The sequence below is a fragment of the Bacteroidales bacterium genome (assembly GCA_023229505.1).
In the GTDB taxonomy this organism is placed as follows: Bacteria; Bacteroidota; Bacteroidia; order Bacteroidales; family JAGOPY01; genus JAGOPY01.
Window position 1 is genome coordinate 1 of sequence record JALNZD010000064.1, and the last position, 13,227, is coordinate 13,227.

The following is a 13,227-nucleotide window of genomic DNA, read 5'->3' on the forward strand; positions in this document are numbered from 1 at the left end:
AAAGAAGCTTTTAACCCCAAGGCCTTGGATGATTATCAACAAAAATATAAAGAAAAGAAAATCAATCAACTAAAGAAGAGAATCGCTCAACTTGAAGCTGCTTGAAAAAAGAAGTTATATAAGAGGTTGGCATCTGGAATTTAGAATTCTTTCTTCTGTCTTCTGTCTTCTGACTTCTCAAACTTTTTTGTACTTTTAGAAAAACTTTCCACCCATGCGTCGTCCCAGGATGAAATTCCATATCAGCTATCAGTTAATCGTCTGGGCATTGGTTACAATCGCCATTATCCTGGCCGGTGGTTTCCTGATCATTTCTTACATTTACAAGCTGCAGGACGAAACCAACCTGCTGATCCAGCAAAATATCAGAAGTTCCAAATCAGCCCAGGAACTTAAATTATCATTATACGATATCCGTGCCGCTTCCCTGACTTATCTTTTCGACAGAAGCCCGGAGCGAATAGCCACACTGCAGAATAAACAAAATGAATTTATCCTTTTGCTCGAAATAGCAAAGGCATCTGCTAATACAGATGAAGAGAATATCCTGATCCAGCAAATTTCCGCCTTGTTCTCCAATTACCAGCAAACTCTCAGGAATGCGCTTGAACTTCACCGTATGGGCAGGATATCACAACCTAATGCTTTGATCGTGCATGCCAGCCAGAATCTTATTAACACCATCGAGGAGAAAACCGACAGTTTTATCGCCACGAATGAAAGTGCACAGGCTGCATACGAAAGGAGTATCCAGCTGAATGACGATATTATACGGACAGCCATGTATGCTTTGGGCAGCAGCGGGATAATCCTCGGCCTGATCCTCGGCTGGCTTATTGCCCGGATCATCCTCAATCCCATTTACAAACTGGTGCTCAAGGTGAGGGATGCCGCAGGGAGTGAAGTGGTGGAACACATCAAGATGTCGCCCGGAAAAGAACTGGAAGAACTTGACCTGCACATCAACCGGCTGATCGGGAGGATCAACCAGGCCCATGAGGATTTGCAGAAGAACCGTGAATTGCTGGAGCGTTCCAGCAAGCTGGCAGCTATAGGCAAGATTGCCCCTGCACTGGCCCATGAGATCCGCAACCCTCTCACTGCAATCAAAATGCTGATATACGCCATGATGCAGGAACCTGGCATCAGCAAGGATAAACTGCACGACCTGGAGATCATCACCCATGAGATCGACCGGGTTGAAGGTTTTCTGCAGAATTTCCTCAAATATGCCCGCCCGGCTAAACCCCAGATGCAGATGGTCAGTATCGTTCCGGTTATCAAAGAAACCTTGCAATTGATGCAACCCCGGTTCAGGCAGAGCAATATCAGGCTGACTGAAAACCATGAGCATGAAAATCTCCGGATCAAAGCCGATCCTGACATGATCAAACAAATTGTCATGAATCTGGTGTTGAATGCCATTGAATCTATGGGGCAGGACGGCGAGCTGAGTTTTACTACACAGGTAAAAGCAGATGATCCGGAAAATCAGTTGTTTCAGATTTGCATCAGCGATACAGGATCGGGCATTCCTGACGACATCAAGGATTCCCTTTTTGATCCGTTCGTAAAAGGCAAAGACCAGGGGGTCGGGCTTGGATTGTCAATTTCACAGCGGATTGCTGAACTGCATCACGGATGGATCAGCGCTGCCAACAATTCCGGCAAGGGCGCCACTTTCACGATTCATTTGCCAATGAATAGATAAATGAAGGACATTAAAAAGATTTTGATCGTTGACGATGAGGAAAGCGTCAGGTATTCTTTCCGGAAGCTTTTCCGGGAGCCTGGATGTGAGATTGTCGAAGCTGCCAACGGGCTGGAGGCGCTTTCAGTTATTAAAAAAGAGTTGCCCGACCTGGTGCTGATGGATATCGAGATGCCAGGCCTTAACGGGCTTGATGCTATCCAACGGGTCAAAGCCATGAATCCCCAATTGCCTGTGATCATCATAACCGCATTTGGGACGACGGAACGGGTGATCGCGGCGATGAAATACGGCGCTTATGAATACCTGGAAAAGCCTTTCGATGTTGGCAGATTAAAGGAAGTCATTACGGAAGCCCTTGAGATGAAAAGGCTTTCAGATAAAGATAACAGCATGGAGATCCATCCTCTCGATACCCATACAGGGGAGCAAATCGTCGGGATGAGCCCTGCCATCAAGGAAGTTTACAAGATGATCGGCCGGGTGGCCGCCAGCGATGTAAGCGTTTTGCTCAGCGGTGAAAGCGGGACCGGCAAGGAACTGGTGGCTAAAGCCATTCACCGCTACAGCGACAGGTCAGACAAGCCGTTCATCGCCATCAATTGTGCCGCTATCCCGGATACCCTGCTTGAAAGTGAGCTCTTCGGCTTCGAAAAAGGGTCCTTCACCGACGCCTCGCACATGAAGGAAGGAAAATTTGAAATGGCTGACAAAGGAACTTTGTTCCTCGATGAAGTGGCCGATATGAGCCTGTCATTGCAGGCCAAGCTGTTGCGGGTTTTGCAGGAAGGTACGTTCGAGCGCATCGGCAGCAACAAAGTTATCAAGGTGAATGTCAGGGTGATTTCAGCTACTAATAAAAACCTCGAAAATGCCATTGCACAGAAAACCTTCCGGGAAGATCTTTACTACAGGCTGAAGGTCATTACCATAACCCTGCCCCCTTTGCGGATGCACACGGAAGATATCCCCCTTTTGACCAACTATTTCCTTTCGAGGCATTGCCAGGAGATGAAGAAACCGATGGTCACGGTTCCCCCGGAGACCATGGACGGGCTGTTGAAATATTCCTGGCCGGGGAATGTGCGCGAGTTGGAAAACCTTCTTAAAAGAGCCTTGCTGCTCAGCAAGAGCAATGTGATCACCCCTGACCTCATCTCCGCGGAGATCAATTCCACAGCAACAGTTTTGCCAGGGGTAAGTGCAAAAAACCGTTCCTCACTGCTGCCGGATAAACTCGATGAATACGAAGGCCGGCTTTTCAAGCACGTTATTGACCAGGTCGAGAAAGAATTAATCGAAAAATCGCTGGGCTGTATGAAAGGCAACCAGGTGAAAACAGCAAAACTGCTGGGCATCAGCCGCGCCATGCTTCATGAAAGGATGGAGAAATTCGGATTACTGTCTGAATAAAATACAACCTGCCTGATTTTGTTGCACAAAAGTTTGATCCCAAATTCCAAATTTCAAATTTCAAATTTCTTTTACGCTGTATTTCAATCATTTATAGACGATGTTAGAAGTCTGGCACGCTGTTTGATCAATGGGTGCCGTCCAATCATTTTGATTGAAAATAATGTTTAACTAATAAATAGGAGAATCAAAAAATGAAAAGAAATGTAATGTTAACCCTCGCCTCCCTCGCTGCTATGGCATTCCTGTTCACCAGTTGCGCCAAGCTTCCCGAAATGGAGATGACAAATGCAAAAGCTGCTGTTGAAGCTGCTAAAGCTGCTGAAGCTGACCGTTATGTACCTGCTGAATACAGGGCTGTTCAGGATTCATTGAATGTTGCTATGACCGAAGTTGAGAACCAGAAATCAAAATTCGTTCTCTTCAGAAGCTACAAAAAAGTTACTGTAAAGCTTAACAACGTTGTTACCCTCGCGAATACTGTGAAGGAAAACGCAGGTATCAAAAAAGAAGAAGTTAAGAACCAGGCTCAGCAAACCCTCGCCGAAGCCACCACCTTGGTAGCCGAAGTAAAGGAACTGATCTTGAAAGCCCCTAAAGGCAAAGAAGGTAAAGAAGCCCTCGAAGCCATCCAGAGTGATTTAGCTCTCGTTGAAGCTTCCTTAGCTGAAGTTTCCACCCTGATCAACAATGGTGATTACCTGACTGCTCTTGATAAGGTTAAGGCTGCCAACGACAAGGCCGCTTCCCTCAAAGCCGAGCTGGAAGAAGCTATTGCCAAGAAAACTATGAAGAAGTAATATTCTGAACTTTTCGGCACGATAAAAGTTCTAAATTTGTATCGAAATTGTTAAGCCGGAAAATACTTAAAACCGATAATATATCGTTTTAGCTGGAGACCCCGGTCATGCATGCGCATCCCGGGGTCTTTGGCGATAATACCAGAGATAAAATGAGCAGAAGGAGCAAAATAAAAATTCGAAGGGTTTTAATAGCCTTTATGGCATTTTGCGTCCTGATAGCCATGGTGATGGGCATTCTGCTTGTTTCTTCCGCTAAACCACCCATTGACTCCATCAACCAATGCCAAACAGAGATCAGTCGGGCACGAGAAGTCGAAGCCGATAAATATGCCCCCCATGTACTGGTTTCAGCTGAAGGCACCTGTCAGTTGGCTATGAATGAATGGAAATACCAGAATGACCGCTTGTTCTTCATCAGGGACTATGGGCAAATGCTCGGACTGGCCAAAGAAGCCACGGATAAGGCCAGGGAAGCCGCTGAATTGGCTCTTCATATCAAAGATTCCCTTCATTCCGGTCTGAGTTCAAAACTGGATGCCGTCAGCTATAAGCTTAATCACTTCGATGAATATTATGCCCATCTCCCCTTAAGCGGCACTACGAGGCAGAATTTCACCTCCGCCAAACTGCGATACATGGAGTCGAAAGAAGCTTATGAAAGAGGTGATTATAACCAGGTCGGTATAAACCTCGATGTCGCCAGCCAACTTATCACTAAATCGGTCGCAGAAGCGCATCGTTACCTTTCCAATTACTTTGAAGGTCTTTCAAAATGGCGCCGGTGGGCAGATGAAACACTGGCCTGGTCAAGGAATAATAATGCAAATGTCATCATCATCGATAAATTCGCCCAAAAATGCTATGTTTACAATAATGGTAAACTGAAAAAGGAATTTAATGCCGAACTGGGCCCCCATTGGATCGGCACAAAGCAATACAGGGGCGATAAAGCAACACCTGAAGGCCGCTATCATATCACCAAAAAGAAAACACGCCACGAAACCAAATACTATAAAGCCCTTCTGATCAATTATCCGAACGACGAAGATAAAGCTCGGTATAGCGCCAATGTCAAGAAAGGAAATATTCCCAGAAGAGGAATCGGAAACCTGATTGAAATTCATGGCGGTGGCGGGAGAGGGATTAACTGGACCGATGGTTGTATTGCCCTGACCAATGACGAAATGGACAGGTTATTCGAACTTGTGAGTGCCGGCACACCGGTCACCATTGTGGGCTCGTTAAGAAGCCTGCAGGAAATCAACGGTTTTTAACCTATCTTTGAATCTCAATTTTTTAAACCATGCAGGACAGGACAGTGCAATGGGATGTCACAAATGAAGCGCGAGTGAAAAAGGACAGACCTTCTGCGGGTCGCACCTTTTTAAAAGTATTTCTTGCTTTTATTATGGCAATAGGCCTCTCTATTTTACTCTCCTGGCCTGTTGTCCGAAATTTTAATAAAATCCAGGAAATAGCCCTTCATTTTAAGCCTAAAGCTGAGTTGCAGTCTACGGCTACCCGAATTGGGCTGGGGAATTTAAAAACTTACCAGGAATCGCTGGACAAAGATCTTGCAGGAATTCAGAAAAAACTCTCCGTCTTTTTACCAAAAGGGCCTTTTCTGATTATAAATACATCGGCAAACAATTTCCGGCTGATGAATGAAGCTAAAGTCCTGCGGGAAGGAGTGTGCTCTACCGGCAGTTATACCATTTTGCAGGCCGGAGACAATAAGCAATGGATATTCAAGACCCCGCGCGGCATGTTCAAGATATTAAACAAGGTCAATGACCCTGTCTGGAAAAAACCTGATTGGGCTTTTATTGAAGAGGGTTTACCGGTTCCTTCGGCCAATCATCCGTCAAGATATGAATATGGTGTTCTTGGCGACCACTCCATGATCCTCGGCGATGGTTATATGATCCACGGAACACTTTATAAAAGATTCCTCGGTATGCCGGTTACCCATGGATGTGTCAGGATGGGTGATGCCGACCTTGAAGAAGTTTTTAAAACCATGCAAATCGGGTCAAAAGTTTATATTTATTAATCAAGGGAAACCCATGAATTCAATAGGCTCGTTTTTCAAATGGTTTGGCCGCAACCGGAGGATTCAGGTAATCTTTATTATCCTGGTTCTTTCCCTCCCCTTATTCCTTATTATTTATGGAATTATTCTTCCTGTGAGGAATTATAAACCGTCTCCTGCTTCTTCGACTGTCGCAATGGGATCAACCGATACAACGGGTATTGCCAGTGTCCGGATTGATGATGCCCAGCTGGCAGAGGTGAGAACGATTATCCGGAAGGAAAATGAAAAGGCATTTCAAAAAAACAGGCTTTCCCTGGCTGAAAAAGATTCCATCTACATGGTCCTTGACCTGCCCGATAGCCTGCTCATCCTTGAAATCAAAGGTGTAGCGGTTAAAAAGACTAAAATACTGGATATGGAGATCAGTAACCGGTTTGCCCTGATCCCCCACGAAAACCTCCTGCCCTGGATATCTGAGCCTTTTACCCTTGCGCGTGATCTGTCCACTATTCCAAAATCACCTATCGTTATAAAACAAGCCCCCAAAGATACCATCGAAGCAGCTAAAACTTCAAGTGCGCCCCAGCTGCCAGATTCCACAGGTGTATTTTATACATTTTATTTCGACCGAAACCTGTTAGTGGAAGTTGAACAAGCTAATCCTCCTGAAGAAGACGTCATGGAGAGGGTCAAAGCTTATCGCTCCATCAAAAGGAAAGAATCGACCCGCTCTGTAATTCATATGCTTAAAAAACCGCAGCAGAATGACCAGCCCATGATGATTAAACTGGTTGTAAGTGATGTCGATGCACGTGCCATGTACCGTGCCGTACCTACAAAAACGCACCTGATCCTGAAACTGTAACAAGTCTGGTAGGGAACATTGTTATATTCAAAAAATCTTTATCTTTAATCGCTTTTTGGATATAAAACCCAGTGATCACGAAAAACCTACCACTTTGTTCCGAATAGAGTCAAAAATCGACATCCAGTCCGCGGAGTTTAAGCAAAATAAAGCGCAGTTTCTGCGAATCCTTGAAGAATACCGGACAATCCTCAAACAAGTCAGGCATGGTGCACCGCCCAAGGCCATCGAAAGGCACAAGCAGCGGGGAAAACTATTGGCCCGTGAGCGGATCGACCTGCTGATCGACCCGAACACACCGTTCCTGGAACTGTCACCGCTGGCAGCTTATGGTGAATATGACAACCAATTCCCTTCTGCCGGGATCATTACCGGAATAGGCGTCATCGAAGGCAGGGAAGCCTTGATCATTGCCAATGATGCGACAATCAAAGGCGGCACTTATGTGAAGGAAACCATCAAGAAGCATGTCAGGGCCCAGCAGATTGCTATGGAGAACCATCTTCCCTGTGTTTATATGGTTGACTCGGGGGGCATATTTCTCCCCGAGCAATCAAAGGTATTTGCCGATCGTTTCCACTTCGGCCGCTTTTTCTACAACCAGGCCAGGCTCTCAGCCATGGGCGTTCCCCAGATCGCCTGTGTGATGGGCTTCTGCACGGCCGGCGGTGCCTATGTGCCTGCCATGAGCGATGAAACCATCATTGTCAAGGAGCAGGGAACGATTTATATCGGCGGGCCTCCGCTGGTCAAGGCTGCAACAGGTGAAGTGGTCACCCCGGAAGAATTAGGCGGCGCTTATGTGCATACTTCCATCTCCGGCGTTGCCGACTACCTCGCTGAAAACGACCGCCACGCCATCCAGATATGCCGCAATATCTTCCAGACCCTCGAGAAAAAGGAAAAACAGGTCCTCAATACAGTTCCTATCGAAGAACCCTATTACGATCCTGAAGAACTTTACGGCATCGCTCCCATCGATTTTAAAAAACCGGTTGATTCGCGCGAAATCATAGCCCGGATTGTTGACGGCAGCCGTTTCCAGGAATTCAAGGCCCGTTACGCCCCTACGCTGGTCACAGGCTTTGCTAACATCATGGGCTATCCAGTAGGTATTTTGGCTAACAACGGGGTGCTGTTTTCCGAATCATCCCTGAAAGGAGCACACTTCATCGAGCTTTGCACTTCACGGAATGTTCCTATTTTATTTCTGCAGAACATTACCGGCTTCATGATCGGGAAACAATATGAACATGGCGGTATCGCAAAGGATGGCGCCAAGTTCGTCCATGCCGTGGCCAATGCTGAAGTGCCCAAGTTCACGGTTATCTTCGGCGGTTCTTTCGGCGCCGGCAATTACGCGATGGCCGGCCGGGGATATGATCCCAGGCTGCTATTCATGTGGCCCAACTCCCGGATTTCGGTCATGGGCGGTGAACAGGCTTCCGACGTTCTGATCCAGGTGAAGGAAGAACAGCTTAGAGCACAGGGCAAAGAGATGGACCCGGTGGAACGTGAAAAATTACGCGCGGAAATCCTCAAGAAATACGACCAAGAAGGTTCTCCATACTTCAGCACCTCGCGTTTGTGGGATGATGGTATTATCGACCCGGCGGATACGCGGAAATATATTGCTATGGGCATTGCCGCTTCCCTGAATCTTAAGTTCCCGGAGACGAAGTACGGAGTGTTCAGAATGTAATGTTGAATGTTAAATTTTGAATGTTGAATTAGGGATAGTATAAAATATGACTACTTAATGACCATTTTATGACTAATTATTCCACGATAGAATTCGAGCAGCAGAACGACCTGGGAATCATCTGGCTTAACCGACCTGAGATTCATAATGCGTTTAATGAGGTCATGATCCGGGAACTGATCGATTGCTTTGAAGCAGTCAATTTGATGGAAGATATCCGGATCGTGATTCTCCGCGGCAGGGGGAAGTCGTTCTGTGCCGGCGCCGACCTGAACTGGATGCGGAGTGTGGCCAATTACAGCTTCGAGCAAAATTTCAAAGAAAGCCTGAATCTGTCGAAATGCTTATACATTATCTATACCTGCAAAAAACCCACTATTGCAGTGGTTCACGGCGCTGCCATCGGCGGGGCCAACGGTCTGCTGGCCTCATGCGACTTTGCTTATGCCGACGACAATACGACGTTCTCGCTCAGTGAAGTAAAGATCGGCATAGTGCCTGCCTGCATATCACCTTATGTAACCAAGCGGGTTGGAGAATATGGTTCCCGTGAACTTATGCTCACCGGTCGCAGGATCAAAGGCAAGGAAGCGGAGCATTTCCGGCTGATCAATAAATCGCTACCCTCTGATGAATTGGAAAACTATGTCAATTCAGTAGTTGAACTGCTGCGCACCAGCGGCCCGAAAGCCATGTCGCAGTGCAAAAACCTGATCTTCAACATCAGCAATCTGGAAACGCTGGAACAGGCATTGGAATCGACAGCCAGGATGATAGCCGGGATCCGCGCGTCGAAAGAAGGACAGGAAGGGATGGCGGCTTTTTTAGAGAAGAGGAAACCGAAATGGTAAAATAGATAATTTTGAAAGTACAAGTATGAATCTTTTTCGTAAAATACTAATTGCTAACCGGGGAGAAATCGCGGTGCGCGTTATCCGTGCGGTTCAGGACCTGGGCATCCGGGCGGTGGCCATTCATTCTGAAGCGGATGCATATGCCCTCCACGTTCGCATGGCCGATGAAGCCTACAGCCTGGGTGGAAACGACCTGGCCGATACTTATCTTAACATTGAAAAGATCGTTGGCATCGCAAAAACCTGCGGGGCCGGGGCAATTCATCCCGGGTACGGTTTCTTGTCGGAGAACTCTAAATTTGTTAAAGCCTGCGATGATGCAGGGATTGTTTTCATCGGACCCAATGCCCGTGCGATGAAACTCATGGGCAACAAAATTGAGTCGAGGGAAGCATTGAAAGACTCCGGCATCCCCATGACTGCAGGCATTACGGGAGATATTAAATCCTTATTGAAAAGAGCCGGTGAGATCCCCTTCCCCGTCATGATCAAAGCAGCAGCCGGCGGGGGCGGCAAAGGGATGCGCATCGTGCACGATGCCGGCAACCTGGCCGAACTGCTCGAAAGCACCAGCCGGGAGGCTAAATCTTACTTCGGCGACGGGACAGTCTTTATCGAAAAGTATATCGAAGAACCGCGGCACATTGAAATCCAGGTGCTGGGCGATAATTATGGCAATGTCATCCATCTCTTCGAAAGGGAATGTTCCATCCAGCGAAGACATCAAAAAATAATCGAAGAATCGCCCTCTCCCACCTTGACCCCCGAGATCAGGCGGAAAATGGGTGAGACGGCCGTAAGGATAGCAAAAACCATCGGTTATAACAATGCCGGGACTGTGGAATTCCTGGTGGATAAAGATCTCAACTTCTATTTCCTGGAGATGAACACCCGTGTCCAGGTTGAACATCCTGTTACGGAAATGGTTACCGGCATCGATATTGTCAAGGAACAGATCTACATTGCGGCTGGCAAAAAACTTGACATTGAGCAGGAATCTGTCACGCAGCACGGGCATGCGATCGAGTGCCGTATTTACGCTGAAGACCCTGCAAATAACTTCCTTCCCTCACCGGGAAATATGTCTTATTACCTGGAGTCCGAAGGTGAAGGCATACGTGTCGATACCGGTATCATGGAAGCAACCACTATTCATAGCTTTTATGATCCGCTGATCTGCAAGCTGATCATATGGGATGAAAACAGGGAAGATGCGCGCAATAAGATGATCCGGGCGCTTGACGAATTCATCATCCATGGTATCCGGACCAACATCGGTTACCTGAAGCATCTTTTAAAACATCCGGCCTACATACGGAATCAAATCTCAACTAAATACTGCGACGAGCATACGACTGACCTGGTTACCGCTATACAGGCAGATAAAGAGGCTGTCCCGATTCATATTCCCGGCCTGGCCTATTATCTTTATGATTTTAATTGCCGGCCAGAGCCTGACATAAACACCGGGCATGACATCTGGAACCATATCAGTTACTGGCGCGATATCATGGAACTTGAGGGTCAGGTTGAAGGAAAGCCCTTTCATTTTTCCGTCGAAAGTATTAAAAAAGGCACTTACCATATCACAGGATCAGACGGCCGGCATGAAGCACATGTCAGGATTTGCGGGGAAGGTTACCTGGAAATGATCCTTGATGAAAAACAGTTGGAGTTTTATATCTCGACAGATGAGGATGGCAATGGGTATGTGAGTTACCAGGGTTTTATCTTCCGGGTGAACCGGAATGATTTGCTGCTGAAGAACCAGGAGATCCTTGGAAGCTTTGATTCAGGGGGCGGGAAAAACGACGGGAAGATCATCTCTCCCATGCCGGGCAAGGTGATCAAGGTAAATGTGAAGGAAGGGGATGAAGTGAAGAAAGGAGCTACTTTACTGATCGTGGAAGCTATGAAAATGGAGAATTACATCGCAGCGCCTACTGACGGAGTGGTGGAGCAGGTGAATGTAAAGGTTGGTGAAATGGTGAATTCCAGCACCAGGTTGGTGCAACTGAAGGCAATTGAATTGAACTAACTTTGCGAACCTTTGCGATTCCTCTGCGAAACTCTGCGAAACAATTTATTAAGTTATCACGCAAAGGATCGCAAAGAAATCGCAAAGTAACGCTAAGAAAAAATATCTGATATGAACTTTGAATTAACTGAAGAACAGAATTTGATCCGGGAAACCGTCCGGGAATTTGCAGAGCGTGAAATAAAGCCCGTTGCCAAAGAACTCGATGAAAAAGCCGAGTTTTCCCACGACCTGACCAGGAAAATGGGTGAACTAGGCATTTTCGGCATGTACCTGCCTGAAAAATATGGCGGACAGGGACTTGATTATTTGTCGTACATTATTGCCGTGGAAGAAATAGCCCGGATCGACAGTTCGCAGGCGGCAACGCTGGCTGCACATAATTCTCTGGGCATCGGTCCGCTTTTTTATTACGGCACCGAGGAACAGAAGATGAAATACCTGCCGCCGCTTTGCACAGGGGCAGCACTGTGGGGTTTCGGCCTTACTGAGCCGGATGCAGGCTCCGACTCCCGGGGGACCAAGACCAAAGCATACCTGGAAAACGGAAACTGGGTAATCAACGGGTCCAAGATTTTCATTACCAATGGTTCCGTCGATATTTCCGTCGGTTCGACCGTTCAGACGGTCACCGGTGAAAAAGACGGCCGGAAAGAATACAGCTGCATCATCGTGGAGAAAGACACACCCGGATTCACACGCCGCTCCATGCACGGAAAGATGCTCTGGCGCGCCTCTGATACAGCGGAGCTGTTTTTTGACGACTGCCGTGTGCCCGAAGGAAACCTTTTAGGCAAAGTGGGAGAAGGCTCGCACATCATGCTGAGCACGCTCGACAGCGGCCGGCTTTCCATTGCAGCCATGGGACTGGGACTGGCTCAGGGCGCTTTCGAGCTGGCCCTGCAATATTCCAAAGAACGTAAGCAGTTCGGCCAGCCCATCATCAAGTTCCAGGTAACTGCTTTCAAACTGGCTGATATGGCGACGAAAATCGAACTGGCACGCAACCTTTTGTACAAAGCCTGCTGGCTGAAGGATACCGGCAAGCCATTCGGGAAAGAATCAGCCATGTCGAAGCTGTATTGCTCCGAGATTGCCCGCGAAGTAGCCGACGAGGCTCTTCAGATCCATGGCGGATATGGGCTCATGAAAGACTACGACATCGAGCGCCATTACCGCGACCAGCGGCTTTTGCAGATCGGCGAAGGAACGAGTGAGATTCAGAGGCTTGTGATTTCGAGGTATATCGGGTGCTAGGACATGGACGATTGAACATGGACGCTTGCCCGCCTACTGGCGGGATGTACGATTTAACATTGAAAATTAATGTAAAATCGTCCATGAAAAATCGTCTATCGTACATGAAGGCTGGGAAAAATGATTAAATTTTATTGTTTAATGATTCTCCAGATACAGCAGGTGGAGGAATTAAAAAGATGTTCAATTTTCAACGAGTGCGCTTTTTCCCTTTGCCCGATTATGATTTGTCAGGTGGCAAGGTGAAAGTCACTATAACTGGTAATGTTCTTGACGTTGATTATGCAAATCTTTTGGCCAGAAACCAGGACCTTTCCTTAGAAGAGATCATCATGCTTGATAAAGTACAGAAAAAGATACCAATTAGTAAGTCAGAGGAAAAACATTTGAAATCCAAGCATTTGATAGAGGGGAGAAGGCCTAATTATTTCATTGATAATAAAGTAGCACAGAAAACAGGTCAAAAAGCTGCTTATTCAAAGAATAGAGCATTTGATAAAAAGCACTACCTTGATTTAATTGAGCTAGCTATCAGAGAATGTAAAAGTG

General features: G+C 46.9%; 11 protein-coding genes. All 11 read left to right on the top strand.

The window, feature by feature from the left end:
- Positions 1-214 precede the first annotated feature (214 nt).
- Positions 215-1,711, top strand: a complete 1,497-nt coding sequence (locus tag M0Q51_16025; GenBank protein ID MCK9401486.1) for an ATP-binding protein — start codon at positions 215-217, stop codon at positions 1,709-1,711.
- Positions 1,712-3,124 carry a sigma-54 dependent transcriptional regulator gene (locus tag M0Q51_16030; protein MCK9401487.1) on the top strand — a complete coding sequence of 471 codons (1,413 nt, stop codon included), beginning with the start codon at positions 1,712-1,714 and terminating at the stop codon, positions 3,122-3,124. It begins immediately after the preceding gene.
- 194 nt (positions 3,125-3,318) lie between these two features.
- Positions 3,319-3,924, top strand: coding sequence for a hypothetical protein (locus M0Q51_16035; protein MCK9401488.1), 606 nt, complete (start codon positions 3,319-3,321; stop codon positions 3,922-3,924).
- 152 nt (positions 3,925-4,076) lie between these two features.
- Positions 4,077-5,201, top strand: coding sequence for a L,D-transpeptidase (locus tag M0Q51_16040; protein MCK9401489.1), 1,125 nt, complete (start codon positions 4,077-4,079; stop codon positions 5,199-5,201).
- Positions 5,202-5,275: 74 nt separating this feature from the next.
- On the top strand, positions 5,276-5,980 hold the full coding sequence (locus M0Q51_16045) for a L,D-transpeptidase (GenBank protein ID MCK9401490.1): 705 nt from the start codon (positions 5,276-5,278) through the stop codon (positions 5,978-5,980).
- 13 nt (positions 5,981-5,993) lie between these two features.
- Positions 5,994-6,827, top strand: a complete 834-nt coding sequence (locus tag M0Q51_16050; GenBank protein MCK9401491.1) for a hypothetical protein — start codon at positions 5,994-5,996, stop codon at positions 6,825-6,827.
- Positions 6,828-6,921: 94 nt separating this feature from the next.
- Entirely contained in the window at positions 6,922-8,529 is a 1,608-nt protein-coding gene (locus tag M0Q51_16055) for an acyl-CoA carboxylase subunit beta (protein MCK9401492.1), read from the top strand.
- A gap of 68 nt (positions 8,530-8,597) precedes the next feature.
- Complete coding sequence (locus M0Q51_16060) at positions 8,598-9,380, top strand: enoyl-CoA hydratase-related protein (protein MCK9401493.1); 783 nt, start codon at positions 8,598-8,600, stop codon at positions 9,378-9,380.
- A 25-nt stretch (positions 9,381-9,405) separates the two neighbouring features.
- Positions 9,406-11,421 carry an acetyl-CoA carboxylase biotin carboxylase subunit gene (locus M0Q51_16065; GenBank protein MCK9401494.1) on the top strand — a complete coding sequence of 672 codons (2,016 nt, stop codon included), beginning with the start codon at positions 9,406-9,408 and terminating at the stop codon, positions 11,419-11,421.
- Positions 11,422-11,532: 111 nt separating this feature from the next.
- A complete protein-coding gene (locus M0Q51_16070) occupies positions 11,533-12,678 on the top strand; it encodes an acyl-CoA dehydrogenase family protein (GenBank protein ID MCK9401495.1) in 1,146 nt (381 codons plus the stop codon).
- 134 nt (positions 12,679-12,812) lie between these two features.
- Positions 12,813-13,227 (top strand): transcriptional regulator (locus M0Q51_16075; GenBank protein ID MCK9401496.1); only part of this gene is annotated, 415 nt, incomplete at its 3' end.

Excerpts from the sequence above, each read along its gene's own strand:
- M0Q51_16025 (MCK9401486.1), top strand. The coding sequence starts at position 215 with ATGCGTCGTCCCAGGATGAAATTCCATATCAGCTATCAGTTAATCGTC.
- M0Q51_16030 (MCK9401487.1), top strand. The coding sequence starts at position 1,712 with ATGAAGGACATTAAAAAGATTTTGATCGTTGACGATGAGGAAAGCGTC.
- M0Q51_16035 (MCK9401488.1), top strand. The coding sequence starts at position 3,319 with ATGAAAAGAAATGTAATGTTAACCCTCGCCTCCCTCGCTGCTATGGCA.
- M0Q51_16040 (MCK9401489.1), top strand. The coding sequence starts at position 4,077 with ATGAGCAGAAGGAGCAAAATAAAAATTCGAAGGGTTTTAATAGCCTTT.
- M0Q51_16050 (MCK9401491.1), top strand. The coding sequence starts at position 5,994 with ATGAATTCAATAGGCTCGTTTTTCAAATGGTTTGGCCGCAACCGGAGG.
- M0Q51_16060 (MCK9401493.1), top strand. The coding sequence starts at position 8,598 with ATGACTAATTATTCCACGATAGAATTCGAGCAGCAGAACGACCTGGGA.
- M0Q51_16065 (MCK9401494.1), top strand. The coding sequence starts at position 9,406 with ATGAATCTTTTTCGTAAAATACTAATTGCTAACCGGGGAGAAATCGCG.
- M0Q51_16070 (MCK9401495.1), top strand. The coding sequence starts at position 11,533 with ATGAACTTTGAATTAACTGAAGAACAGAATTTGATCCGGGAAACCGTC.